Source organism: Streptomyces sp. NPDC006879 (genome assembly GCF_042869595.1).
Classification (GTDB): domain Bacteria; phylum Actinomycetota; class Actinomycetes; order Streptomycetales; family Streptomycetaceae; genus Streptomyces.
The window spans coordinates 168968-193028 of sequence record NZ_JBIAGC010000001.1; the positions used below are offsets into that span (position 1 = coordinate 168968).

At 68.4% G+C, this 24061-nt stretch carries 23 protein-coding genes, 1 tRNA gene and 1 pseudogene; 13 read left to right on the plus strand and 12 right to left on the minus strand.

Translation table 11 applies throughout. The annotated features are described in order from the left end of the window. Positions 1 to 68: 68 nt before the first annotated feature. Entirely contained in the window at positions 69 to 2801 is a 2733-nt protein-coding gene (gene aceE, locus ACFYMC_RS00770) for a pyruvate dehydrogenase (acetyl-transferring), homodimeric type (RefSeq protein WP_388516687.1), read from the minus strand. A gap of 516 nt (positions 2802 to 3317) precedes the next feature. Between aceE and ACFYMC_RS00775 the strand changes: the two genes are divergently transcribed. The 6 genes from ACFYMC_RS00775 to ACFYMC_RS00800 all read left to right on the plus strand — a co-directional run bounded on the left by ACFYMC_RS00775 (position 3318) and on the right by ACFYMC_RS00800 (position 8015). Beyond that, positions 3318 to 3758, plus strand: coding sequence for a DUF3052 domain-containing protein (locus ACFYMC_RS00775; protein WP_388516690.1), 441 nt, complete (start codon positions 3318 to 3320; stop codon positions 3756 to 3758). A 341-nt stretch (positions 3759 to 4099) separates the two neighbouring features. Further along, the gene (locus tag ACFYMC_RS00780; protein ID WP_388516693.1) at positions 4100 to 4558 is read left to right on the plus strand and encodes a peroxiredoxin; all 459 of its coding nucleotides are present in this window, start codon (positions 4100 to 4102) and stop codon (positions 4556 to 4558) included. A gap of 98 nt (positions 4559 to 4656) precedes the next feature. Further along, positions 4657 to 5232, plus strand: coding sequence for a TerD family protein (locus ACFYMC_RS00785; protein ID WP_388516696.1), 576 nt, complete (start codon positions 4657 to 4659; stop codon positions 5230 to 5232). Between the two features lie 158 nt (positions 5233 to 5390). Further along, positions 5391 to 5966, plus strand: coding sequence for a TerD family protein (locus tag ACFYMC_RS00790; protein ID WP_388516699.1), 576 nt, complete (start codon positions 5391 to 5393; stop codon positions 5964 to 5966). A 51-nt stretch (positions 5967 to 6017) separates the two neighbouring features. Then, a complete protein-coding gene (locus ACFYMC_RS00795; RefSeq protein ID WP_388516701.1) occupies positions 6018 to 7154 on the plus strand; it encodes a DUF475 domain-containing protein in 1137 nt (378 codons plus the stop codon). 120 nt (positions 7155 to 7274) lie between these two features. Beyond that, positions 7275 to 8015: a Tellurium resistance gene (locus ACFYMC_RS00800; RefSeq protein WP_388516704.1), complete on the plus strand. Its 741-nt coding sequence runs from the start codon at positions 7275 to 7277 to the stop codon at positions 8013 to 8015. A 60-nt stretch (positions 8016 to 8075) separates the two neighbouring features. On the opposite strand, the pseudogene ACFYMC_RS00805 reads toward ACFYMC_RS00800, so the two are convergent. From ACFYMC_RS00805 to ACFYMC_RS00815, 3 genes and pseudogenes are all read right to left on the minus strand, one after another. Continuing rightward, positions 8076 to 8966, minus strand: a pseudogene (locus ACFYMC_RS00805) (IS5 family transposase). Positions 8967 to 8974: 8 nt separating this feature from the next. Next, the gene (locus tag ACFYMC_RS00810) at positions 8975 to 9310 is read right to left on the minus strand and encodes a hypothetical protein (RefSeq protein ID WP_388516707.1); all 336 of its coding nucleotides are present in this window, start codon (positions 9308 to 9310) and stop codon (positions 8975 to 8977) included. Between the two features lie 109 nt (positions 9311 to 9419). Then, on the minus strand, positions 9420 to 10196 hold the full coding sequence (locus ACFYMC_RS00815; protein ID WP_388516710.1) for a TerD family protein: 777 nt from the start codon (positions 10194 to 10196) through the stop codon (positions 9420 to 9422). Between the two features lie 186 nt (positions 10197 to 10382). On the opposite strand from ACFYMC_RS00815, the gene ACFYMC_RS00820 reads away from it, so the two are divergent. The 5 genes from ACFYMC_RS00820 to ACFYMC_RS00840 all read left to right on the plus strand — a co-directional run bounded on the left by ACFYMC_RS00820 (position 10383) and on the right by ACFYMC_RS00840 (position 16121). Further along, on the plus strand, positions 10383 to 11546 hold the full coding sequence (locus tag ACFYMC_RS00820) for an HpcH/HpaI aldolase/citrate lyase family protein (RefSeq protein ID WP_388516713.1): 1164 nt from the start codon (positions 10383 to 10385) through the stop codon (positions 11544 to 11546). Continuing rightward, positions 11543 to 14038 (plus strand): phosphoribosyltransferase, encoded by a 2496-nt coding sequence (locus ACFYMC_RS00825; protein WP_388516716.1) that lies wholly within the window; start codon positions 11543 to 11545, stop codon positions 14036 to 14038. The genes ACFYMC_RS00820 and ACFYMC_RS00825 overlap by 4 nt, the downstream gene beginning before the upstream one ends. Further along, entirely contained in the window at positions 14035 to 14865 is an 831-nt protein-coding gene (locus tag ACFYMC_RS00830) for an HAD family hydrolase (RefSeq protein WP_388516718.1), read from the plus strand. The genes ACFYMC_RS00825 and ACFYMC_RS00830 overlap by 4 nt, the downstream gene beginning before the upstream one ends. Before the next feature lie 4 nt (positions 14866 to 14869). Beyond that, entirely contained in the window at positions 14870 to 15532 is a 663-nt protein-coding gene (locus tag ACFYMC_RS00835) for an O-methyltransferase (RefSeq protein WP_388516721.1), read from the plus strand. A 226-nt stretch (positions 15533 to 15758) separates the two neighbouring features. Next, positions 15759 to 16121: a tetratricopeptide repeat protein gene (locus ACFYMC_RS00840; RefSeq protein ID WP_388516723.1), complete on the plus strand. Its 363-nt coding sequence runs from the start codon at positions 15759 to 15761 to the stop codon at positions 16119 to 16121. Between the two features lie 114 nt (positions 16122 to 16235). Here the strand turns inward: ACFYMC_RS00840 and ACFYMC_RS00845 are convergent, their stop codons facing one another. The 3 genes from ACFYMC_RS00845 to ACFYMC_RS00855 all read right to left on the minus strand — a co-directional run bounded on the left by ACFYMC_RS00845 (position 16236) and on the right by ACFYMC_RS00855 (position 18434). Continuing rightward, complete coding sequence (locus ACFYMC_RS00845) at positions 16236 to 16451, minus strand: zinc ribbon domain-containing protein (protein ID WP_388516726.1); 216 nt, start codon at positions 16449 to 16451, stop codon at positions 16236 to 16238. Positions 16452 to 16506: 55 nt separating this feature from the next. Continuing rightward, the gene (locus tag ACFYMC_RS00850) at positions 16507 to 17046 is read right to left on the minus strand and encodes a DUF4383 domain-containing protein (protein ID WP_388516729.1); all 540 of its coding nucleotides are present in this window, start codon (positions 17044 to 17046) and stop codon (positions 16507 to 16509) included. Between the two features lie 113 nt (positions 17047 to 17159). Then, positions 17160 to 18434 carry a hypothetical protein gene (locus ACFYMC_RS00855; protein ID WP_388517059.1) on the minus strand — a complete coding sequence of 425 codons (1275 nt, stop codon included), beginning with the start codon at positions 18432 to 18434 and terminating at the stop codon, positions 17160 to 17162. A gap of 139 nt (positions 18435 to 18573) precedes the next feature. Between ACFYMC_RS00855 and ACFYMC_RS00860 the strand changes: the two genes are divergently transcribed. After that, positions 18574 to 18645 (plus strand) — tRNA-Val (locus ACFYMC_RS00860). A 194-nt stretch (positions 18646 to 18839) separates the two neighbouring features. On the opposite strand, the gene ACFYMC_RS00865 is transcribed toward ACFYMC_RS00860, so the two are convergent. Next, on the minus strand, positions 18840 to 19238 hold the full coding sequence (locus tag ACFYMC_RS00865; protein WP_388516732.1) for a hypothetical protein: 399 nt from the start codon (positions 19236 to 19238) through the stop codon (positions 18840 to 18842). Between the two features lie 200 nt (positions 19239 to 19438). Here ACFYMC_RS00865 and ACFYMC_RS00870 point away from each other — a divergent pair, with 200 nt between their 5' ends. Then, positions 19439 to 19663, plus strand: coding sequence for a DUF2277 domain-containing protein (locus tag ACFYMC_RS00870; RefSeq protein ID WP_388516735.1), 225 nt, complete (start codon positions 19439 to 19441; stop codon positions 19661 to 19663). Between the two features lie 53 nt (positions 19664 to 19716). Here the strand turns inward: ACFYMC_RS00870 and ACFYMC_RS00875 are convergent, their stop codons facing one another. The 4 genes from ACFYMC_RS00875 to ACFYMC_RS00890 form a co-directional block, all read right to left on the minus strand. Then, positions 19717 to 20649, minus strand: a complete 933-nt coding sequence (locus tag ACFYMC_RS00875; protein ID WP_388516737.1) for a universal stress protein — start codon at positions 20647 to 20649, stop codon at positions 19717 to 19719. 139 nt (positions 20650 to 20788) lie between these two features. Continuing rightward, positions 20789 to 21289 carry a hypothetical protein gene (locus ACFYMC_RS00880; protein ID WP_388516740.1) on the minus strand — a complete coding sequence of 167 codons (501 nt, stop codon included), beginning with the start codon at positions 21287 to 21289 and terminating at the stop codon, positions 20789 to 20791. A gap of 264 nt (positions 21290 to 21553) precedes the next feature. Further along, on the minus strand, positions 21554 to 22171 hold the full coding sequence (locus ACFYMC_RS00885; RefSeq protein WP_388516742.1) for a DedA family protein: 618 nt from the start codon (positions 22169 to 22171) through the stop codon (positions 21554 to 21556). 166 nt (positions 22172 to 22337) lie between these two features. Then, positions 22338 to 24032 carry an alkaline phosphatase D family protein gene (locus tag ACFYMC_RS00890; RefSeq protein WP_388516745.1) on the minus strand — a complete coding sequence of 565 codons (1695 nt, stop codon included), beginning with the start codon at positions 24030 to 24032 and terminating at the stop codon, positions 22338 to 22340. Between the last annotated feature and the right edge of the window lie 29 nt (positions 24033 to 24061).

Sequence of the window (24061 nt, forward strand, 5' to 3'; positions counted from 1 at the left end):
TGGTAGGCAATGGGCGGGGCGGCAGTCCCCGTCAGACCACCGCCCCGTTCCCCCGAGCTCTTGAAGAATCAGGCGTCGCCGCCAGCGGCGCCCGGGTCGGCGGCCGTCACGTCGAGCAGCTGATAGCGGTCCACGGCCTGCTTCAGCACGGATCGGTCGACCTTGCCCTCTTTCGCGAGCTCGCTGAGCACCGCCAGCACGATCGACTGGGCGTCGATGTGGAAGAAGCGTCGCGCCGCGCCACGAGTGTCAGCAAAACCGAAACCATCCGCACCGAGGGAGGTGTAGGGCCCCGGGACCCAGCGGGAGATCTGGTCCGGCACGCTGCGCATCCAGTCCGAAACGGCTACGAAGGGCCCCCCGGCGCCGGAGAGCTTTCGTGTCACATAGGGGACGCGCTGTTCTTCCTCTGGGTGGAGCAGGTTGTGCTCCTCGACCTCGACGGCTTCTCTGCGTAGTTCGTTCCAGCTGGTCGCCGACCAGACGTCGGCGCGTACGTTCCACTCTTCGGCGAGGATCCTCTGAGCCTCTACGGCCCAGGGAACCGCGACTCCCGAAGCGAGGATCTGCGCGGGCACCTCTCCGGCTTCTCCTGCCTGGAAGCGGTACAGGCCCTTGAGGATTCCGTCCACGTCTGCGTCCGCCGGCTCAGCGGGGTGCTGGATCGGCTCGTTGTACACCGTCAGGTAGTAGAAGACGTCCTCGGAGGCCGGGCCGTACATGCGGCGGAGTCCGTCCTTGACGATGTGCGCGATCTCGTAACCGAAGGCCGGGTCGTAGGCGATGCAGCCGGGGTTGGTCGAGGCAAGGAGCTGGGAATGCCCGTCGGCGTGCTGGAGACCCTCGCCCGTGAGGGTGGTTCGGCCGGCAGTTGCGCCAAGGACGAATCCGCGTGCCAACTGGTCGGCCATCTGCCAGAACTGGTCACCGGTCCGCTGAAAACCGAACATCGAGTAGAAGACGTAGACCGGGATCAGGGGCTCGCCGTGGGTGGCGTAGGCCGAACCCGCGGCGATGAGCGAGGCTGTACAGCCAGCCTCGGAGATCCCGTCATGCAGCATCTGGCCCGTGGGTGATTCCTTGTAGGCCAGTAGCAGATCACGGTCGACCGCCTCGTACTGCTGCCCCAGCGGGTTGTAGATCTTGGCGCTCGGGAAGAAGGCGTCCATGCCGAAGGTGCGGTACTCGTCCGGCGCAATCAGCACAAAGCGCTTTCCGATCTCCTTGTCCCGCATCAGGTCCTTGAGGATACGGACGAAGGCCATCGTGGTGGCGATCGACTGCTGTCCTGAGCCCTTCTTCGCTGCGGCGTAGGTCTCGTCGGCAGGAAGCCGCAGCGGCTCTGCCCGCACGACACGGGTGGGGACGTATCCCCCCAACGACTTGCGCCGGTCGTGCATGTACTGGATCTCTTCGGAGTCGCGGCCTGGGTGGTAGTACGGGGGAGGCCCGGCCTCCAGCTGCTGGTCGCTAATCGGGAGGTGCAGCCGGTCGCGGAAGCGCTTGAGGTCGTCGACCGTGAGCTTCTTCATCTGGTGGGTTGCGTTGCGTCCCTCGAAGTTCGGACCGAGGGTCCAACCCTTGACCGTCTGCGCCAGGATCACCGTGGGCTGGCCCTTGTGTGCCTTGGCTGCCGCGTAGGCCGCGTAGATCTTCTTGTGGTCGTGGCCGCCACGGCCCAGATGCAGGATCTGCTGGTCGGTCATGTTCTCGACCATGGATCGCAAGCGGTGGTCGTCACCGAAGAAGTGTTCCCGGATGTAGGCGCCGGTCTCCGTCGCATACGTCTGGAACTGACCGTCGGGGGTGCTGTTGAGCCGGTTGACCAAGATGCCGTCGCGGTCCTGGGCCAGCAGCGGGTCCCAGGATCGGTCCCACACCAGTTTGATGACGTTCCAGCCGGCGCCTCGGAACTGTGACTCCAGCTCCTGGATGACCTTGCCATTGCCGCGCACCGGGCCGTCGAGCCGCTGGAGGTTGCAATTGACCACGAACGTCAGGTTGTCCAGGCTCTCGCGGGCGGCGATCGAGAGCTGTCCGAGCGACTCGGGCTCGTCCATCTCGCCATCGCCGAGATACGCCCACACGTGTGACTTGGAGGTGTCCGCGATACCGCGCGCCTCCATGTAGCGGTTCATCCGGGCCTGGTAGATCGCGCCGAGCGGGCCAAGACCCATCGAGACGGTGGGGAACTCCCAGAAGTCCGGCATCAGCCGCGGGTGCGGGTAGCTGGACAGCCCGTAGGGCGCGCGGGACTTCTCCTGACGGAAGGCGTCGAGCTGCTGCTCGGAGAGCCGGTCTAGGAGGAAGGCCCTCGCGTAGATGCCGGGAGAGGCGTGGCCTTGGAAGAAGATCTGGTCGCCGCCGTCCCCTTCGTCCTTGCCCCGGAAGAAGTGGTTGAAGCCGACGTCGTAGAGAGAGGCGGAGGAAGCGAAGGTCGCGATGTGACCGCCCACGCCGATCCCGGGCCGCTGGGCTCGCGAGACCATCACCGCTGCGTTCCAGCGGGTGGCGTTGAGCACCTTGCGTTCGATCTCTTCGTTCCCGGGAAAGAAGGGCTCGTCCCTGGTGGCGATGGTGTTGACGTAGTCGGTGCTGCGCATCTCCGGGACGGCCACGCGCTTCTCACGCGCGCGCTCGATGAGCCGCAACATCAGGTAACGGGCACGCTCACGGCCCCGCTCGTCGACGGCGGCGTCGAGGGAGTCGAGCCATTCCTGGGTCTCTTCCGGATCGAAGTCCGGGACCTGGCTCGGCAGGCCGCCAATAATGATCGGGTTGCGATCGGATGCGGAAGCCACGCTGTTCCTTCGCTGTCAGGTCGTGAACCGCCGCGGTCGATTGCGGACGGCGCACGCAGTCGGATGCAGTTGTGCGTCATGCCGGTGAGCGGTCGTGCCGGGGTTCACGCCGCCTCCCATCGTGTACCGCGAGGGCGGAATCTTCACCTATACCGAGGGGTAACAACGATCTCTACGGAGCGCCGCTACCAGGGCCCGAGTGGAGTCCGGTCAAATCGCAACCTTACGCCCCGGCGATGTTCGAGCCCGGTAGGGTCCATCTACCCCCCGGTGCGGCGGGAAAGTCCGCCAAGGCGCCGAAGAGTCCATAATTCCGGTTGAATGGTGTGGGATGTGTCACCGGGGGCTGCGGAGAGGCATGCCGGGAGTTGCGGCGAGACGGCCGTAAACGTCACCGTTTCGACGGTCTCGGCGGCCGGGTACTTGCGCGATCCGCCGCGCCCGTGTGGACTACGCCCAATGCTGCGCGTACGCGCGCGGCCCGAGACATCACCGAACATGAGCAGGAGGCAACCCGTGAGCGCGACCGCGGACCACGCGGAGGAGCGGACCACCCTGGCCGGCAGGCTGGGTTTCCAGCCCGAGCAGGTGGTCCAGGAGATCGGCTACGACGACGACGTCGATCAGGATTTCCGTGAGGCCATCGAGGAGCACATCGGCGTCGATCTCGTCGACGAGGACTACGACGACGTGGCCGATGCCGTGCTGCTGTGGTTCCGAGAGGACGACGGCGACCTGACGGACGCGCTGGTCGACGCCATCGAGCTGGTCGACGACGGCGGGCAGGTGCTGCTGCTGACCCCCAAGACCGGACGTGCCGGGCATGTGGAGCCGAGCGACATCAACGAAGCCGCCCAGACGGCCGGCCTTTCGCAGACCAAGACCGTCAGCGTGGGCAAGGACTGGACGGCCAGCCGGCTGGTGACCCCGAAGGCCGCCAAGCCCGGCAAGCGCTGACCCGCAGCGCCGGCAGTACGCGAACAGGTCCCCGTCGATCATGATCGGTGGGGACCTGTCGTCTTCCTGGCCCGGGGGCGGTCGGCGCTCCGTCCCACGGAGGCTTCCGGCACGTGCCGTCGTCACGCCGCTACACAACCCCTTCGCATGCCCGGGGCCTTACGTGCCGATCGGGCTCGGGAGCCTTGCGCGGCAGGTCCTGTAGCGGCGCCTGGGCCGGGGATGGCCGCTCGGATCGGAACTGCCGACCCTCCTTGGGTTCCCCGGGTGTCATGCGGGGATGTTGGGCCATAGGGTGGGGCACGGCATTCGGACTGCCCAGCTGAGAGGGATGACGAGACATGGCGATCGAGGTCGGCGACAAGGCCCCGGACTTCGAGCTCAAGGACAACCACGGCCGGACCGTGCGACTGTCCGACTTCCGTGGCGAGAAGAACGTCGTGCTGCTCTTCTACCCCTTCGCCTTCACCGGTGTGTGCACCGGTGAGCTGTGCGCGCTCCGTGACCAGTTGCCGCGGTTCGTCAACGAGGACGTGCAGCTTCTGGCCGTCTCCACGGACTCGATCCACTCGCTCCGTGTCTTCGCCGAGCAGGAGGGTCTGGACTACCCGCTGCTCTCTGACTTCTGGCCGCACGGGGAGGCCTCCCGTGCCTACGGGGTCTTCGTCGAGGACAAGGGGTGCGCCGTGCGCGGCACCTTCGTCATCGACAAGGACGGCATCGTGCGGTGGAGTGTGATCAAGGGCCTACCCGATGCCCGTGACCTGAACGAGTACATCAAGGCCCTCGACAACCTGTGAATTGGGGCGTCAGGGTGGGAACCGGTCACTAGGATCAAAACGTTGATCCGGTAGAACGCACGACGGGGCCCCGCCCCTCGAACACCACTGGAGGATCCGTGGGAGTCAGCCTCAGCAAGGGCGGCAACGTCTCGCTGACCAAGGCCGCCCCCAACCTGACGGCGATCATCGTCGGTCTGGGCTGGGACGCTCGCACCACCACCGGGGTTGACTTCGACCTCGATGCCAGCGCGCTGCTGACCAACGACCAGGGCAAGGTCGCCAACGACTCGAACTTCGTCTTCTTCAACAACCTGAAGAGCCCCGACGGCTCGGTCGAGCACACCGGTGACAACCTCACGGGTGAGGGCGAGGGCGACGACGAGCAGATCAAGGTGAACCTCGCCGCGGTGCCGGCCGATGTCCACCGGATCGTCTTCCCGGTCTCGATCTACGAGGCCGAGGGGCGCCAGCAGAGCTTCGGCCAGGTTCGCAACGCGTTCATCCGTGTGGTGAACCAGGCGGACAACGCCGAGCTCGCGCGCTACGACCTCAGCGAGGACGCCTCGACCGAGACCGCCATGGTCTTCGGCGAGCTGTACCGCAACGGCGCGGAGTGGAAGTTCCGCGCCATTGGTCAGGGCTACGCCTCGGGCCTGCGTGGCATCGCGCAGGACTTCGGCGTCAACGTCTGAGTCACGCCCCAGAGCGGACCGCTCCGCACCGTCCGGCGCCGTACACCCCGTGTGCGGCGCCGGACGCGCGTCACCTGCACCACTGCTGTATCGCGCACAGCGTCAACGCTGCACCGCACCGCCGCGGCACCGCCGCTTAGTCCGGGGAGGACACGAACATGGGCGTCACACTCGCCAAGGGGGGCAACGTCTCCCTCTCCAAGGCCGCACCCAACCTCACCAAGGTGATGGTCGGGCTCGGCTGGGACGCACGCTCGACCACGGGCGCAGACTTCGACCTCGACGCCAGTGCCTTGCTGTGCAGTGGAGGTCGGGTTCTCGGAGACGCGTACTTCGTCTTCTACAACAACCTCAAGAGCCCCGACGGCTCGGTCGAGCACACCGGCGACAACCTCACGGGTGAGGGCGAGGGGGATGACGAGTCGATCCTGATCGACCTGTCCCTGGTCCCGGCTGAAGTGGACAAGATCGTGTTCCCGGTCTCCATCCATGATGCCGACGCCCGTAACCAGACGTTCGGGCAGATCACCAATGCCTTCATCCGTGTGGTGAACCAGGCCGACGACGCGGAGCTCGCACGCTACGACCTGAGCGAGGACGCCTCGACCGAGACCGCGATGATCTTCGGGGAGGTGTACCGCTATGGCGGCGAATGGAAGTTCCGGGCCGTGGGGCAGGGGTACGCGTCAGGGCTTCGGGGCATCGCTCTAGACTTCGGGGTCAACGTTTCGTAAAGCCCCGCACGGCGCGGGGGGAGACACCCGTACACAACGATGGGGTTGCCAGTGCTCTTGAGAACGTTCGGCTGGTCGTTTGCCATTACGGCGCTCGGCCTCGCCTTCGCCGCGTGGCAGTGGGGCTGGGAGGCGTTCGGGATCGTTCTGATCCTGTCGGTTCTGGAAATCTCGCTGTCCTTCGACAATGCGGTCGTCAACGCCGGAATCCTGAAGAAGATGAATGCCTTCTGGCAGAAGATCTTCCTGACGGTCGGCATCTTGATCGCGGTCTTTGGAATGCGGCTGGTCTTCCCCGTCGTCATCGTCGCCATCAGTGCCAAGGTCGGCCCGATCGAGGCCGTCAACCTCGCCTTGGACCAGCCCGAGCGTTACGAGGCGCTGGTCACGGACGCCCATCCGGCCATCGCTGCCTTCGGCGGCATGTTCCTGATGATGATCTTCCTGGACTTCATCTTCGAGGAGCGTGACCACAAGTGGCTGGCGTGGCTGGAGCGCCCGCTGGCCAAGCTCGGCAAGGTCGACATGCTGTCGGTCTGCATCGCGCTGATCCTGCTGCTGGTCTCGGCGATGACCGTCGCGGTGAACGCCCACACCAGCACTGGTCACCAGGACAAGTCGGCCACCGTACTCCTCGCGGGCGTGGCGGGTCTGATCACCTACCTGATCGTCGGCGGCCTGTCCTCCTACTTCGAAGACCGGCTCGAAGAGGACGAGGAGCGTGAACACGAGGAGGAGGAGAAGGCGCGTCGCGAGGGCAAGCAGGTTTCCGCCGTCGGCCTCGCGGGAAAGGCGGCCTTCTTCCTGTTCCTGTACCTGGAGGTCCTCGATGCGTCCTTCTCCTTCGACGGGGTCATCGGCGCCTTCGCCATCACCAATCACATCTTCTGGATGGCGCTCGGTCTCGGCATCGGAGCCATGTACGTCCGCTCGCTCACGGTCTACCTGGTGCGCCAGGGGACCCTCGACGACTACGTCTACCTGGAGCACGGTGCGCACTACGCGATCGGTGCCCTCGCGGCCATCTTGCTCATCACCATCCAGTACGAGATCAGTGAGATCATCACCGGCCTGATCGGCGTGGTGCTGATCGCGGCGTCGTTCTGGTCCTCGGTGGTGCGCAACCGGCGCATCGAGGCACAGGACGGTGGCTCCAAGGAGAACGAGGAAGTGCCGTCCGGGGTGTGATCCGGGCCGAATAGCGGAACGCTCTAGCGGGGCGGCCGAGGGTTTCACGAACCCGGCGGTCGCCCCGTTGTCGTGGTCCCGAGGGGGACCTCCGCGTTGAGTGGCTGGGGGTAGTGGGGGATGGGCTTCTTCGATGGTCTGATGGGTTCCCGGGCGGCGGAGTTCCAGTCAGGGGGATCCTCCTCGAACGCGATCGAGTTGACCAAACGGCACCCCACGGTGTCGTTGACCAAACAGGGGGCGGTCACCGGCAATCTGCGGGTGAACCTGTCCTGGCAGATGAGGACCTCAGACATCGGTGGGAAACCGAGCCAGAGCGGGCAGCTCTTGCGGCATCCCTTCAAGCTGTTCAAGCCCGAGATCGTGCAGGCGCACACCCAGGGCATGGTCAATGTCGACCTCGACCTCGGCTGCCTGTACGAGCTGCAGAACGGTCAGCGGGGAGTGGTGCAGCCACTGGGGAACCTGCTCGGCGACGTCAATTCCCCGCCCTATGTGAAGCTCAGCGGCGATGACCGCTTCGGGGCCCCCTCCGGGGAGACGCTCTTCGTCAACCTCGACCACGCGGACGAGATAAAGCGACTTCTTGTCTTCTGCTACATCTACGACCAGACGCCAGCCTTCGACCGTACGCACGCGCTGGTCACTCTCTATCCGTCGAACGGCCCCCGGATCGAGATCGCGCTGGACGAGCGGGCACCGCAAGCGCGTTCCTGCGCGGTGCTGTCGCTGGAGCACATCAAGGGCGAGCTGATAGTACGACGAGAGGTGAAGTTCGTTTATGGCTTTCAGGCGGAGCTCGACCGGCTCTACGGCTGGGGGCTCCAGTGGGGGAGGGGTTACAAGTCCGCGAAGGCCTGACCGGGCACCGTGGCCGTCCCGGTCAGGCGCGGGCGGGCCTTGGGGCGTGTCTGACAATGGTCACGAGGCGGGTTCGCGGAGCCACGGAACGAGGGACGCCAGAAGGAGCCCAGCGCGATATCGGACACCGAGCTCGTCGAACCAGGTGGCGACCGCGCGGAACTGCTTGAGGCGGTTGAAGCACCGCTCGACCACGTTCCGCCCGTGGTAGGCCTCGGTGTCGAAGAGCGGCGGCTACCCTCCCCGGGAGCCGCGGCGAAGCCGGTTGGCCACCTGATCCGCACGCTCGGGAATGGTTGCGGCGATGCCACGGCGACGACACCAGGCCCGGATCGCCCTTGGGGAATAGGCCTTGTCCGCCACGATCCGGTCCGGCCGGGTGCGCGGTCGCCCCCCGGCCGCACCGTGGGACGCGGGTGGCCTCCAGCACCGTATCGAACGCGGTGGCGTCACCCGCGTCGCCCGGGGTGAGGACGAGCCTTAGCGGCAGGCCGCGTCCGTTGACCGCCAGGTGGACCTTGGTGGTCAGTCCACCTCGGGACCGGCCGAGGGCCTCACGCGCCGCCGTGCGGCCCGGATCTTCCAGTTTGCCCCCGTCTGGTTCCCCTTTTTGCGGGCGCCGGCGGCGTGTTGGTGGGCCCGGTTGACGGTGGAGTCGATGGAGACGATCCACTCGATGCGGCCCACGGCGTCGTCGCGGACCTGGACGTGCTCCAGTAGTCGTGCCCAGGTGCCGTCGGCCTCCCAGCGGGCGAAACGCTCGTAGACGGTCTGCCAGGGCACGTACCGTTCGGGCAGATCCCTCCAGGGAGCTCCGGTCCGCAGCCGCCACAGCACCCCGTTGACCATCTGTCGGTGCTCTCGCCATGGCCTGCCCCGCCCATCCGTACCCGGCAGCAACGGCTCTATCCGCGCCCACGCCGCATCCCGCAGCTCACCACGAGCCGCCATGAGACCAGTTATCGCCAGTCGTCCGTTCCGCTCAAAAGTTCGACCAGAGCCAGCCCCGGATCGTCCGCTTCAGCCGACCACCGGTCGTAGGTGGCCTCCCAAGCCGGGGCCAGCTGGAGCAACCAGGGGAGCCGATAGCGGTGCACGAACGAGGGCTGGGCGGGCTGGCAAACGATGAGGCGGTGGCTCAGCAGGCCGCTTCGGTGGCGGATCTGCGTCTGGGCATTCACTACGGTGGACCAGTCTCCGATCCGCAGGATCCGTTGACCGTCCACTTCCCGTACCTCTGCGGACAGTCGGCCGAGCTGACCTGACCACAGGATCCCTGACTCGTTCAAGCCCATGCCTGCCAACCTCCATCGCACTCGCAGGACAGGCCCGGCCAAGGGGGCCACGCTTGCCACACCCCAGCCCAGCCCAGACAAGAGCACAAGATCAATTGTCAGACACTGCCTAGACCCGGAGGAACTGGGGGCCCTGTAGGGGGAGCCGGAATTCCGGGTCCCCACCGGGTGCGGGAATCGGGAGCGGCGCCGGGGGCGGCGGAGCGACCGACTGCGGATAGCCGTAGGCGGGGGGCGCGGTCGGGGGAGCCTGGGTGGGCGGAGCGGGGTGGCCGGACGGTACCCCCTGGCCCGTCGGCGGCGCATGGCCGGGTTGCGGGCTTTCGCTCTCGCTCTCGTCGACCGAGATCCCGTAGTCGGTGGCGAGTCCTACCAGGCCGTTGGAGTAGCCCTCGCCCAGCGCCCGGAACTTCCATCCCTCACCGCGCCGATAGAGCTCGCCGCAGACGAGAGCGGTCTCGGCGCCCGTCTCGGGCCGGACCTCGAAAGAGGCGACCGGTTCCGCGCCGCCCTCAACCGTGGCGTCGTAGAGCAGGATCCGTAGGTCCTGCACGCGCTCGAAGGGAACGTCCTCAGCCGAGGCGACGACCAGGATCCTGTTCACAGCCGGGCTCACCGCTACGAGGTCGGCCTGGACGGCGTCGGTCACTGAATCGGAGAGCCGCTTCTTGCCCAGCCGCCAAACGGTGCCCGAGGGATGGCGGGGTTGGTTGTAGAAGACGAAGTCCTCATCCGAGCGCACCCGGCCGTCCGAACCCAGCAACAGCGCCGAGGCGTCCACGTCCGGAACCTGCGGACCGTGGCCCCAGCGGAGCACGGCCCGGACCGCGGTGGCGGCCACCGGGATGTTGGAACCCTTCTGCATCGCGTGCGTCATGCCGGTCATCCTGCCCTCCCGGGGTGGCGAGGAACAATGCGGGCCGCCGGTAGGGCCTTGTCCGGGCGGTGAGGCCTGGGCATGGTGCAAGAGGGTCACCCGGATTTCACACGCTTGGGGAACTCTTGACACTCATTCGTACGTACTATTACCCGCCACGTCAGTCGGCTCACCAAGTCAGCGCGAGGGAACCACATGCGTCACTTCGGGCATATCGCATCCACTGTCCGCAGGGACCTCTTTCACCGGGAGCCGAGCGAGTTCAGCGCGGCCTCCCCCCTGCGCACGCTCGCCGTGGCACTGGGGGCCACCCTCTACAGCCCCGCCCTGCGCCCGCGGCTCGCCGAGGACGTCGTCAAGCAGGCGGCCAACGGAGTCGTCTCCATGGTCCTGTGCCTGGAGGACTCCATCAGTGACGGTGAGGTGGCCGAGGCCGAGGACAACCTGGTGCGGCAGTTCGCCGACCTGGACGCCAGCGGTGGGGAGCTCCCCTTGCTCTTCGTCCGGGTCCGAGAGCCGGAACAGATCCTCGACCTGACCACCCGGCTCGGCAGCTCCGTGCGGCAGCTGGCCGGGTTCGTACTGCCGAAGTTCACCGAGGGGCGCGGTACGCCCTTCCTGGAGGCCCTGGTCAAGGCGGAGGCCGCCAGTGAGCAGCGGCTGCTCGCCATGCCCGTCCTGGAGTCGCCCGAGCTGCTGCACCTGGAGAGCCGGGCCGAGACCCTCGCCGGTATTTCGCGGACCATCAACCGCTACCGCGACCGCGTCCTCGCCCTGCGCCTCGGCGTCACCGACTTCTGCTCCGTGTACGGACTGCGTCGCACCCCCGATATGACGGCGTACGACGTACAGATCGTCGCCGGAGTCATTGCCGACGTGGTCAACGTCCTCAGCCGCGCCGACGGCACCGGTTTCACCGTCACCGGGCCGGTCTGGGAGTACTTCCGGCGTCAGGAGCGGATGTTCAAGCCTCAACTGCGGCGTAGCCCGTTCTTGGAGGGTGAGGCCGAGGAACTGCGCACCGCCCTGATCAAGCACGATCTCGACGGCCTGCTCCGAGAGATCGAGCTGGACCGGGCCAACGGGCTCATGGGCAAGACCTGCATCCACCCGGCGCATGTCATACCCGTACACGCACTCTCCGTGGTGTCCCACGAGGAGTACAGCGATGCCATGGACATCCTGAGCCCTGAGCGGTGCGGCGGCGGAGTCATGCGTTCCGCGTATACGAACAAGATGAACGAGGTCAAACCCCACCGGGCCTGGGCCGAGCGCACCTTGCTGCGCGCGGAGGTCTTCGGCGTGGCCCGACGAGAGGTCGGCTTCGTCGACCTGCTCAACGCCGGGCTCTCGGGGTGAAAAAGAACACGGAAGGAAAGACGATCAACGAAGTGGTGTGGTCGGGATCCTGGGTCAGCAGCCGACTCGGCGTCGCCCTGCGCGGAGACGAGCATCTGAACGAACTCCTCGGCATGGCCCTGCGTCGCAACCCCAAACGAGCCCACCTGCTCGTCTCACAGGTGTTGGGCAAACACGTGCCGCAGTCGCCCACCGTGGTCTACCAGGCGGGCCACCGCCTCGGAGTCCGGGTGAAGCAACTGCTCGGTGAGAATGAGGCAGGCCGTTCCCTCGTCCTGGGATACGCCGAGACCGCCACCGGACTCGGTCACTGTGTGGCCGACGGCCTGGGTGACGTCACCTACCTGCACTCCACCCGTCGCCCGGTCGCAACGGTGTCCGCTGCCGGCGGCTTCGAAGAGGCACACAGCCACGCCACCTCACACCTGCTCCTGCCGGCGGACCGCGAGCTGCTCTCCAGGCCCGGTCCGTTGGTGTTGGTGGATGACGAGTTCTCCACCGGCAGCACCGTCCTGAACACCATCCGCGACCTCCACTCACGCCACCCCAGGAACCGCTACGTGGTGGTCGCCCTGGTCGACATGCGCTCCGCCGCCGATCGGGAGCGGCTGACCACCTTCGCCGCAGAACTGGGCGCTCGGGTCGACCTGGTCTGCCTCGCCAGTGGCACCCTGACCCTTCCCGAAGGAGTACTGGAGCGCGGCCAGCAACTGGTTGCCGCAAACGAACCACGCGGCGAAGCGTCGCCCGGACCGGCGTCCCTCGGTCCGCCGCCCGGACGGGTGGAGTTGATCTGGCCCGACGGTCTGCCTGACGGTGGACGCCACGGCTTCACCCCGGCACACCGGGCGCACCTCGAAGCCACGTTGCCCACCCTGGCGGCACGACTCGCCGGAGCACTCGGACCCCGCCCCGGACGGGTGCTCGTCCTCGGCAACGAAGAGCTGATGTACGCCCCGTTGCGGCTCGCCATGGAGCTGGAGCGGACCGGTGCCGCCCCCGAGATCTGCTTCTCCACCACCACCCGTTCCCCCGTCCTGGCCGTGGACGACCCCGGATACGCCATCCGTACACGGCTGGTGTTCCCGGCGCACGACGATCCCGCCGACGGCCCCGGCGACCGCTACGCCTACAACGTGGCCGGAGCAGGCTTCGACACCGTCGTCGCGGTGGTCGACAGCGCCGGGGACACCCCCAACCTGCACGCTCCGGGCGGCCTGCTCGCCCAACTCGCACCCCACACCGGGCGCGTACTCCTCGCTGTCGTCCCCGCCCACGTTCCCCGGTCGCAGGCGCAGCCCCCGACCACACCGCAGGAGCCGACCATGTCCCTTGCGCACGGCCTCATCCGAGAGGTCGCCCCCCTGCGCGGGCCCGCCTTCTCCTCGTACCCCGCCGAGGACGTCGGCTGGCTGCTCCAGGACCTCTCCGAGGTCGAGTTGGAGGCGCCGACCGAGGAGCGCGAGGAAGCCATTCAGGCCGGCGGCGCCCACTACGCGGAATCCCTCCCGGTCGAGTACCAGCCAACGGCCCAGTACCAGGAGCTCTACCAGCAGGCGCTCACCACTTCCGCCGCTCGCGTCGCGCGGGCCGTCGGCATCGTCACCGAAACCGTGCTCGCCGAACGGTCCCCGCACCCCGTGCTGGTCTCCCTGGCGCGCGCCGGAACTCCGGTGGGCGTGCTGATGCGCCGCTGGGCCCAGTACCGGCACGGCCTTGACCTTCCGCACTATGCGGTCTCCATCGTCCGCGGTCGCGGCATCGACAGCCAGGCCCTGCGCTGGCTCGCCGCCCGCCACGACCCGGCCGACGTGGTGTTCGTCGACGGCTGGACCGGAAAGGGAGCGATCACCCGCGAACTGACGGCGGCGCTGCGGGAGTTCCCTGCCTTCAACCCGGAGCTCGTGGTCCTGGCGGACCCGGGCGGCTGCGTCTCGACCTACGGCACCCGCGAAGACTTCCTCATTCCTTCGGCTTGTCTCAACTCCACCGTTTCCGGGCTCGTTTCGCGCACCGTGCTCCGTGCTGACCTGGTCGGGCCGCAGGACTTCCACGGCGCGAAGTTCTACCGGGAGCTGACCCCGGCCGATGTCTCCGTCGAGTTCGTCGATACCGTGGCGGGACGCTTCGACGAAGTGGTCGACTCCGTGACCGAGCAGGTCAAGGAGATGCTCGCGGCGGATCGCAGTCCCACCTGGGAGGGTTGGGCCGCGGTCGAGCGGATCAGCGAGCAGCAGGCAATCCACGATGTCAACCTGGTCAAACCCGGCGTTGGTGAGACCACACGGGTACTGCTGCGACGGGTGCCCTGGAAGATCCTGGCCCGCCGCGGCGCCGGAGCCGACCTCGACCACGTCCGCTTGTTGGCCGCTCAGCGAGGAGTGCCCGTGGAGGAGGCCGAGGACCTCCCCTACACGTGCGTAGGACTCATTCACCCCCGATACACGCGCGGTGCGACCGGCGCGGACGGAAAGGCCGTGGCGAACCCGTGACCGTCTTGGTGGCAAGCGATCTCGACCGCACATTGATCTACTCGGCCGCAGCGCTCGCGCTGAGCACGCCTGACGCTCTCGCACCCCGCCTGCTGTGCGTCGAGGTCCACGAGAGCAAGCCGTTGTCCTTCATGACCGAGAGCGCAGCCGGCCTGCTGGCAGCGCTCGCGGCCGAGCCGGGGGTGCTTTTCGTCCCGACCACCACCCGCACCCGGAAGCAGTACCAGCGCATCCGCTTCCCCGGCCCTGCGGCCAGCTACGCGATCTGCGCCAACGGAGGGCAACTCCTGGTGGACGGCGTACCCGACCAGGACTGGCGCCGCAGCACCGCTCGGCGCCTGGCCGAGAGCTGCGCCCCGCTGGAGGAGGTCCACGAGCACCTGCTCGCCTCCGCCGACCCTGCATGGTTGCGCAAGGCCCGGGTGGCCGAGGACCTCTTCGCCTACCTGGTGGTGGAACGCCCCCTGCTGCCGGCGGCCTGGGTCAAGGAGCTGACCGCCTGGGCTGACGAGCGGGGCTGGTCGGTATCGCTACAAGGTCGCAAGATCTATGCCGTGCCCCGGCCACTGACCAAGAGCGCGGCCATGGCTGAGGTCGCGCGGCGTACCGGCGCCACCTTGACGCTGGCCGCGGGCGATTCGCTGTTGGACGCTGACCTGCTGCAGGCGGCCGACCAGTCGTGGTTGCCCGGACACGGAGAGCTCGCCGACGTCGGCTGGAGCGCTCCGGGAGTGATGCCGCTGGCGTTGACCGGAGTCGCGGCCGGAGAGGAGATCCTGCGCTGCTTCGACCGGGCGGCGAAGCAGCATCTGAGGGCGGCAGAATAGTGCTATGACCAAGGGTAACAGCACAAAGATCACTGATGAGTTGTACGCCTATGCGCTCGACCACAGTCCCCCGTTGGACGCCGTGCAGCGGGATCTGATCGAGACGACCTACGCGCGCTTCCCGGAGTCCGCCGGGATGCAGTCCGCACAGGAACAGGGGCCGCTCCTGGCCTTCCTGGTCCGTCTGACGGGTGCTCGGCACATCGTCGAAGTCGGCACCTTCACCGGGTTCTCCTCGCTTTCCATGGCCCAGGCACTTCCGGCTGACGGGCGACTCATCGCCTGTGACATCTCCGAGGAGTGGACGGCCTATGCCAAGCGGGCCTGGGAGGCCGCGGGTGTCGCCGACCGTGTGGAGCTGCGCATAGGTCCCGCTCTGGAGGCCTTGCGAGCCCTGCCCGCGACGCCGCACGTCGACATGGCCTACCTCGACGCCGACAAGGAGGGCTATATCGCCTACTGGGAGGAACTCGTTCCCCGGATGGCACCGGGCGGTCTGATCGTCACTGACAACACGCTCTTCCACGGAGCGGTGACGGACCCCGAGGCGACAGGTTCGGTGGGCGCGGTCCGGGCCTTCAACGAGCACGTCACCCAGGACGAGCGAATGGAGAGCGTGCTCCTGACGATTTCCGACGGTCTGACCCTCTCCCGTAGGCGCCGCTGATCCCGGAGGGGGCGCCGCCCCCTCCGAGCCCGTCCCTTACGGGCCGCGCCCCCAACGCCGCAGATGGCGCCGGGAACACAGCCCGTCGGGTGCCGGCGGCGACCGGCATCAGGGCGACGCCCTCTGGGCGCGGTACCGGCAGGCCGGCCACCAGACCCGGCGAAGATCGGAATAACGACCCCGCTGGAAGCTGTTGAACAACCGAGGCGAGGGGAAGGATGCCAGCGTGCCCGAGATGAACCCGCAGACCCATGTCATCGATTTCCGTGCGGCGGAGCAACTGCTCGCGGCGCGAGATCCGCGCGGCGCCGTCAAACTGCTCGACTCCGTGATCGCAGCCCACCCGGAGAACACCGCCGCGCGACTCCTGCGTGCCCGAGCCTTCTTCGCCGCAGCGCAACTCAGGCCGGCAGAGCTTGAGATCGAGCTCGTCCTAGAGCGCGAGCCGGACAACGCCTTCGCTCATTTCGCACTTGCCCGCACCTTCCAACGCTCCGGCCGCCCGGCACAGGCCCAGAGGCACTTCCGACTGGCCGCGGCGCTCGACCCGCAGCCGGAGTACGTGGAGGCGGCTCGCTTCGAGACCTGAGGACCACCGGGCTGTTGCGGGTTGGCCTCCTCCGGCCGGAGCAGAACGGGTGGAGGAGTTCGCCATCGGCACCACCGCGGAAGGCCGGTGCACCCGAAGCGGCCGGATCCCCCGCTAGCCGCACCCCCCACCGCCGCAGCAGCCGCCACCACCCGGGGCGGGAGCGGGAGCGGTCGCCCTGGCGGTGCCGCCGACGGCGACCGTTGACAACAACTTCACCGTGTCGGGGTGCCCTGTGGGGCAGCTTGCGGGCGCGCCCGACTCGGCCATCGGACGGTTCAGTTCAAAGGTGTCACCACAGGTGCGGCACCTGTATTCGTAGCGAGGCATGAGCTCAGGCTAGACGGACCCGGGCCAGCCTCGCTACGGCCCGCCGAGAAGGGCGCTACCGACTCCTTCCGGGGCGGCTGCGGGCCTCCCTGTCGGCCTCCTGCGGATGCCGGGCCCGCCAGTAGGGGTTGTCGTGGGGCAGCGCGCTGCCCACCCGTCCGTACATGCCGAACCACATCAGCATCACTCCCACGACGAAACTGAACAGCACGTTCTGGATCTCGAAAGCCAGGAAGTTCAAACCGGTCTCCAGTAGGGCGAGGTTGACGAACCCACTCGCAATGAAGAGGACACCGAGCGTGATGTTGAGCGTTGAGGCGGCGTTGCCGCCCCTCACCATCCCGACGAACAGCAGCACCCCGACCAGGATGGACAGAACACTCAAGGCCCCGTTGGTGTTGAGTCCGGCAACGGTGTCCCCGCCCGTGTCGAAGAACCCGATGTTGTGGGTCAGCCCGAGAACGCCGAAGATCAGCAACAGCAGGCCCATCAGGCCCGCGCCGACCCGGTACACCGTGCTCAGCTTGTGGTCGACGGGTAGATGCTCATCGAGCGCAGAGCCGATCGGCTTGAGGTGGATCACATGACCGGCCATCTCGGCCTCCTCTGAGCAGACCGCACGCAAGCATCGCGGTGGCGCGGGACCACGAGGGGGAACCCGCCATATGCTCCAGCATCCGTCACCGCCGGCCGCAGCGCGAACCTGGATCAGTAGCCCGTCCCGCCACCGCGCTGGGCCCGGATGTCCGCGACCACCCGGGCCACGGCCTGCCGCACCCCCTCGGTCTCCTGAAGGAACTGCCAGTAGTCGGGATGACGCCCGGAGAGCCCGGCCACCGCACGCTCCAGCCTCGCCACCGCGGCGTCCAAGGGCCCTGCCTGCCGGGGATCGGGTACCGTCCGCCCCTCCATCGCCAGGCGCTGTGCATCACGGATGGCGAACCGGGTCCGCTGGATCTCCTCCTGAGGATCGGACGCCACCGTGTTCAACACACGCAGTCGCTCTCCGGCGGCCGACACGGCCTCGTCCGTCGACTGCAGGAGCGACCGCACGGTGGCCAACAGGGCGCCCACATCCGCCCAGCGTTGCTCCCCGCGGGCCTTCCCGGCTTCCTGGAGCCGCTCCTCCGCCTGGCGCAGCGAGCCGGAGGCCTGCTCGGGGACCGCCTGAAGGTCCTGCCAGCAGGCAGCACTGAAGCGTCGGCGTAGTTCGCTCAGGATCGGGTCGACCTGACCGGTCCGCGTGGTCAGCGCCTGCGCACGGGTCCGCAGGGACACCAGACGGCGGTCCAGCTCCGCCGCGCGTTCGGGCAGCCGCTCCGCCTCCGCGCGTATCGCCTCGGCCTCTCTCAGCACCTGGTTGGCGCGGTGGATGGTCTCCTGGACGCCATGCTGACCAGCACCCTGGTTCAGTCTGGTCAGTTCAGGCGCCAGCGCCGCGAGCCGGGCGGCCAACTCGTCCGCCTTCATGCCCTGCGACCGCACCGCCTTCAGCGCGTTGCTCGCGCCGAGCAGCGCGGCCTTGGCCCGCTCGACGGCGGGCGCCAGTCTGGCCAACTGGGACTCCGCCTGTCCCAGCAGCGTGGACAGGCCACGCTCGAACTCGTCCAGCTGCGCCCTGACCTGCACCAGCCCGTCCTTGGCCCGGTCGAGGTCCTCCTTGGCCCGGATCGCGACCGCACCCTCCAGGCCGTCCTGGTCCAGGTCCTGAGCGTCCACGGCCTCGATGTATGCGTGGCTGGCCTCGTCGATGCGCCGGCCCAGCTCCGCGAAGCCTTCGACCGCCCGCCGGGCCGCCGGGGATCGATCCACCGCGGTGATCGTTTCCATGGAGATCCGCAGGTCCCGCTGAGCCGTGTCCAACTCGTAGAAGGCCGCGGCGGCAGCATCCTTCGCAGCTTGGGCCTCGGCCCGTCGACTCTCGTCCCGTCCACCGAACCACCGCCGGGAAGTCGCCGTCACAATCCCTCTCCCGTGCCGCATCGTCCGCCGAGCCCGCCATGCCCGGTTCATTCTCCCACCTGGCGAAGACGAACACAGCAGACCGTCGCATCGCCGACCGCCAGGCCCGGGCGGTTTGCATCGCCCAAGGCCCTGCCATGTAGGCTGTCCACTCATCCACGGGTGCGTAGCTCAGGGGTAGAGCGCTGCTCTTACAAAGCAGATGTCGGCGGTTCGAAACCGTCCGCGCCCACGTAGGTCTCCGTAGCAGGCCAGACCAGACATCGAGGCCCCCCGTTCGTGTTCGAACGGGGGGCCTTCCTGGTACCGGATGCCACATCGATGCCATATCCCCCCGAGCGACCACCCCGTACTTCCCTGTGGGCAACCGCGGCGCGCTGCACCCTTCTCAGCGGCGGTCGTCGGGGCGGCGCGGCCGGTATGCCGTCAAGCTCCGCGCCCTCCATCGCGTTTCACAGAGGCGATCACGGTGGAAACCACGGTGGTGGTGACGAGGCTCCCCACCATGACCATCCCCACGCCGACCACGAACAGGCCGCTGGAGTCGTCCGACCAGTCGTAGAAGGCGGCAGCGGTCAGGCCGAGCGTGACGCCGAGCACAGAGCTTGCGAGGAAGTGCCGGGATGCCGCCCACGCCACGGGCACCAGCAGGGTCAGCGCCAGCCCGATCACTTGCCACGCCTCGTATGGCCCGGTCACCGAACCATCGGGTTGCACGTCGCGATGCTGGTCCCAGCCCAGCCAGGCAGCCCACGCGGCCAGCGCTATCGCAGCCATCACGACTGCCAGTAGTTGGGGAGCGGGCTTCGGTGGTCGTTGTCGCATGGCCCAAGCGTTCCGGCTTGGCGCGGAGCCGACCAGAGCGCAGGTACTCAGATCCACCCGGGTGCTTTAGCTGGGTACGGGCGCGCCGTGGTTCCCCACCCATCGCGCACCCGGCGGTCGAGGAGCCCTCGGCTGCGTGCTGGTCGCTCACCGATGGGCGTGGAGCCCCCTCCCGAGGCGACCGCGGCCATACTGGTGGCATGTGTCGGAGCATTCAGACCCTGCGTCCGCCGGCCCTCCCCGAGAAGGCGACGGAGGAGGAGATGCGGGCCGCCGCCCTGCAGTACGTGCGCAAGGTCTCCGGGTTCCGCTTGCCGGCCGCGCACAACCGTGAGGTCTTCGACCGCGCTGTTGACGCGGTGGCTGAGGCGACCCGAGATCTCCTGGAGGGGATCGAGGTGCGCGGGGCGAAGAGCTCCGCCTGATCCGGGTCGCGGCGTGCCGAGAGCGGGCAGCGGACTGCTGGGCTCGGCGGGGATCAGTTCTCGGCGGGCAGTGCGGGCGTAGGCACGGAGCCCTCCGCCGGCGGGATGACCGCGACGGGGCAGTTGGCGTGGAGCAGTACCGCGTTCGTCACGGACCCCAGCTGGGCGGACAGGGGGCGGTGCCGGTGTCGTCCGATGACCACCAGGTCTGCTGCCTGGGAAGCGGAGACCAGATGGCCGGCCGCGTCGCCGGGGGCCGCCAGGAGTTCCACGGGGACCTCGGGGTGGAAGTCGACGAAGGGGCGCAGGTGCGCCTCGGCTGAGGCTCGAACCTCCTGCTCGGCGGCTTCTTCGTCGTAGAGGGCGTCGGAGAGCGGCCCCGGCCAGGAGTAGGCGGTGACGACCTGCAGTTTCGCGCCACGCCGAGAGGCCTCCTGGAAGGCGAAGGCGGTCGTGGCCGCGTCGGGGCAGGTGCCGTTCACGCCGAGGACGATCTGACCGTGCGGTTCCCACAGGGGAGGCTCGGCACGCGGTACGACGACCACCGGGCAGGCCGCCCGGCCCGCGCAGGCGAGACCGTTCGAGCCGAGCAGCAGGCTGGCGAAACCGCCGCGTCCTCGGGCGCCGAGCACCATGAGTCGGGCGTGGTCCCCGAGCTGGGGGAGTACCTCCTCGGGCGCCCCGGGGAGCGAGAGGTACTCGACGGGGGGCAGCGCTTCGCGACGCTCGACCGTCGCGCGGACCCGGCGCAGCACCGGGTCCTCCTGGGAGGGCTCACCGGCGACGGTGGCACTCAGCGTGTTCGCGTACAGGCGGGCATGCACGATGTGGAGGGCGGCGTTGCTCAGCCGGGCTTGGGCCAGTGCCCATTCCAGTGCGTGGTTCCCGTTTTCCGAACCGTCCACCGCGGCGATGACCGGTGAGGCGACGCTCGGGGCCGGCTTCTGCGGACGGCCCACGCTGTCCGTGGATTCCGGGCGGTACATGGCGGCGACTCCTCGGCGCTGAGGTGAGTTGACCCTCCTCAGCCTCCCGGGTTACACCACCAGGTAATAGTGGAATAAATGCCTCAAATGAGGGACCTTGGACCTCTTGTGCTTCTTGGGTGCCGCACGGGTCAGGGTTTCAGATGCGGGACTCGGCTCGGCGGCGCAGTACCCAGACGCCGGCGCCCATGGCCCCTGCCACCAGGGTGCCACCGATGGCGATATGGGCCGGGTTGACGGAGCTCATGCTGCCCCCCACCCCACCGCGTGCCGGGCCGGCCACGACGTTGATCGTGACGGGGCGGGGCTGGACCCCGCTGCCGATGCCGCACATGAACCGAACCTGGTGGGAACCCGGGCTGGCGTTGTCGTAGACGGTCGCGGCACCGACCAGGTTGGTCGCCTCCAGGTTGCCGGGCTGCAGGATCACATCGCCGAAGGCCGAGGACGAAGCGCGCCCGGTCTTGGTGCCACAGCCCTGGAGGTTGAGGCTGACCCGACTGCCTGGGGTCACGGAACTCGGCGAGACGGTGGCCGAAGGGTCGTTCGCTGAGGCGGAGGTGGCGGTGGACATCACCAGGGTCGTAGCGGCCAGGGCGGTGGCCGCGCTGATGGCGGGCAGGGAACGCATGGGGCGCATGTTCAAGAACTCCTCGGACTCCTCGGCAACAGTGCGCGTTGGACACGGATGTGTCGCGGATTCGAGTGCGCACCGTGTTCCGGACGCTAGGAGCCGATGCCCACCGCGGCGATCGCTGCCGGGTGAACGGGTGAGGTGACTCGCCCGGTCGGGGGAGTTCCTGCTCGCCTCGCTCCAGGTGCCGCAGGTCCCTTACGCACGGCCCGGCCGGGGACGCACGGGAAGCGACGCGAGGCGCTGTGACGTCTCCACGGAGGGCAGGGTTCAGGCCTGGGGTCGGCGCACCAGATAGGTAGCCAGCGCGCCGGCCGCCGCCACGGCGCACAGCGACACAGCAGTTGCCAGCCAGGTCACGCCCAGCCATTGCGCGCCGAAGTAGCCGAGCCCGACGCTGTAACCCGCCCAGGCGACCCCCGCCAGTGCCGACCATGGCAGGAATTCACCCACGCGGCGTCGGGCTGCACCTGCGCCGAGGGAGACCACCGAGCGGCCGGCGGGGGCGAAGCGTGCGATGACCACGAGCGCGCCACCGCCTCGGCTGAGGGCCGTGCCGAGGCGTTCCTGGGCTCGACTCAGCCTGCGCGAGCGGGCGACGGCGCGGTCCCAGCGTGCCCCACCCCGCCAAGCGACCTGGTGGGCCACGAGATCGCCCAGTACGGACGCCGTCGTCGCGATCACCAGTAGCCCGAGCACATCAGGGACCTCCTGGGGAACCCGCCCCGCCACCCCGACGTCGGTCACGGCCGCTGCGGCGGCTGCTGCCGCGGTGATCACCAACACTCCGCTGGGCAGCAGCGGAAGGAAGACGTCGAGGAGGATGGAGAGGGCGACCACGGCGTAGATCCAGGGGCTGCCCGTCAGCGGCCCCACTGTCTCAAGCAACGAGTCTCCCGGTCCGAGTCCTGGGCGGCGTGGGCGGCAGGTGCCGCGAAGTCGCGAGGGAGCGGCGGGGCGGCAGGTCAGCCATACAGCGTACGCCCGCTGTTCTCCCACAAAGCGCTCGGGGTTCGCTGGAGCGCGGGATCCAGCCGACCGCCGGGGCCTTCCGTCAGGGCCCGCTCAGTTCTCGTTCCTCAACCGTCACCAGTCGGGCGCCCGACGCCTTGGCGCCGCCGCGACGGGACTTCCTGGCCTGGTCCAGTCGCAACCGCGCGGAGCGGCCGTGGAGGGTCAACGTCATGAGCTGGTTGCCGAACCAGGGGCCTCCGGTGCGTCGCCACTTCACCGGAGGCGGTGCCACCCGTCCGTGCCGTCGCAAGATCCTGCCCAACCGGCGCGCGGCCCTGTTCCAGCCGAACCAGAAGCCGAGCCTGATCGAAGCGGGGATCGAGTTGTGAACCGGCGAGCAGGTCAGTTGGAAGATCCGGGCGGACACCGTGGCACCGAAGTCGGGCTCCGCCACGTAGGCGTGATGGACGTCTCCGGACAGCACGCAGACCGTCGCGGGCGCCCCCTGCCCGCTCCCCACGGATCGGATCAGCTCGGCGAGCCGCGCGAACGAGGCGGGGAACGCCGCCCAGTGCTCCAGGTCGCTGCGCCGACGGAGGGCTTCGCTGAGCCGGGCCCAGCGGTCACCCCGCTCGGATCTGCAGAGCGCGGCGTTCCACGCCTCGGCCTCGTGCACGAGGGGCGGCAGGAGCCAGGGAAGGGACGAGCCGATGAGCAGGTGGTCGTACTCGGCTCGTACCTGGCCGGCCAGGGCCTGTTCCCGGAGCCAGCCCTCCTCCTCCACGACGAGCATGGCCCGCCGGCCCTCCTCCAGCGCCCGCGCAGCTCGGGTGTCGACCATCAGCAGGCGAGCGCGTCCGAAGTCGCGGCGGTAGCTCCAACGCACCGAGGCGACGTCCATGTCCGAGGTGGCCGCGAAACGGCGTAGTGCTTCGGTGCCGTCCGGGGTCTCCTGGACGGCCTTGTAGAGCGGGTCGGTTTCCAGATCGGCGGGCGAGAGGTTACCCAGATGCTGGTGGACCCAGTAGGACATGAGGCCGCTGAGTACGCGTTCGCGCCACCAGGGGCGGGTGCGCATCTCGGCGAGCCAGGAGGCGCTGGTGTTCCAGTCGTCGATGACGTCGTGATCGTCGAAGATCATGCAGCTGGGTACGGTCGAGAGCAGCCAGCGCACCCCCGGGTCCAGCCAGGATTCGTAGTACAGGCGCGTGTACTCCTCGTAGTCCGCCACCTGCGGGCCCGGTGGTTCGGTCAGGTCGCGCCGGTTGCCCAGCCACCGCCGGGTGGCCTCGGAGGTCTGGTCGGCGTACACCTGGTCGCCGAGGAGGAGCAGGACGTCAGGTCGTTCGCCCGTGGGGTCGCAAGCCAGCCGGGCTGCCAGGGTGTCCAGGACGTCCGGCCCCACCCGGTCGTGGCTGTCGGCCGGTGGGGCCGCCCAGCGGCATGAGCCGAAGGCGATGCGCACGGCCTCGGCGTTCCCCGCGCCGTCGGTCCGACCGCGCGGGGAGGTGATGGTGCTCGGCGGGAAGGGGCTCTGGCTCTCGGTCAGCGGCCACACCCGCTGGCCGTCGAGCAGAACCTCATAGGAGGTCGTGGTCCCCGCGGTCAGTCCGTTGACCTGGATCAGCGCGTAGTGGTGTCCAGCCACCTGGAAGGTCCGCGCGGCCCCGCCCGCCCCGTCGGCGCAGTGGACCCGTGCGGTGCACGGACGGTCGGCCTCGACCCAGACGGTGGCCGTGCCGGCCCCCTCCCAGTCGACGTAACGCAACATTGGTCCCAGTCGTAGTCCCGCCATTGCCTCGTCCCCCTCCGCCCTGGTGGCTC

Bases quoted from the DNA above. Each gene is read 5' to 3' on its own strand.
- ACFYMC_RS00845 (WP_388516726.1), bottom strand. From the start codon at position 16,451: ATGCCTCGCTACGAATACAGGTGCCGCACCTGTGGTGACACCTTTGAA.
- ACFYMC_RS00865 (WP_388516732.1), bottom strand. From the start codon at position 19,238: ATGCGACAACGACCACCGAAGCCCGCTCCCCAACTACTGGCAGTCGTG.
- ACFYMC_RS00880 (WP_388516740.1), bottom strand. From the start codon at position 21,289: ATGCGCCCCATGCGTTCCCTGCCCGCCATCAGCGCGGCCACCGCCCTG.
- ACFYMC_RS00850 (WP_388516729.1), bottom strand. From the start codon at position 17,046: ATGGCCGGTCATGTGATCCACCTCAAGCCGATCGGCTCTGCGCTCGAT.
- ACFYMC_RS00810 (WP_388516707.1), bottom strand. From the start codon at position 9,310: ATGGGCTTGAACGAGTCAGGGATCCTGTGGTCAGGTCAGCTCGGCCGA.
- ACFYMC_RS00835 (WP_388516721.1), top strand. From the start codon at position 14,870: ATGACCAAGGGTAACAGCACAAAGATCACTGATGAGTTGTACGCCTAT.
- ACFYMC_RS00815 (WP_388516710.1), bottom strand. From the start codon at position 10,196: ATGACCGGCATGACGCACGCGATGCAGAAGGGTTCCAACATCCCGGTG.
- ACFYMC_RS00780 (WP_388516693.1), top strand. From the start codon at position 4,100: ATGGCGATCGAGGTCGGCGACAAGGCCCCGGACTTCGAGCTCAAGGAC.
- ACFYMC_RS00820 (WP_388516713.1), top strand. From the start codon at position 10,383: ATGCGTCACTTCGGGCATATCGCATCCACTGTCCGCAGGGACCTCTTT.
- ACFYMC_RS00790 (WP_388516699.1), top strand. From the start codon at position 5,391: ATGGGCGTCACACTCGCCAAGGGGGGCAACGTCTCCCTCTCCAAGGCC.
- ACFYMC_RS00855 (WP_388517059.1), bottom strand. From the start codon at position 18,434: ATGCGGCACGGGAGAGGGATTGTGACGGCGACTTCCCGGCGGTGGTTC.
- ACFYMC_RS00870 (WP_388516735.1), top strand. From the start codon at position 19,439: ATGTGTCGGAGCATTCAGACCCTGCGTCCGCCGGCCCTCCCCGAGAAG.
- ACFYMC_RS00875 (WP_388516737.1), bottom strand. From the start codon at position 20,649: ATGTACCGCCCGGAATCCACGGACAGCGTGGGCCGTCCGCAGAAGCCG.
- ACFYMC_RS00890 (WP_388516745.1), bottom strand. From the start codon at position 24,032: ATGGCGGGACTACGACTGGGACCAATGTTGCGTTACGTCGACTGGGAG.
- ACFYMC_RS00800 (WP_388516704.1), top strand. From the start codon at position 7,275: ATGGGCTTCTTCGATGGTCTGATGGGTTCCCGGGCGGCGGAGTTCCAG.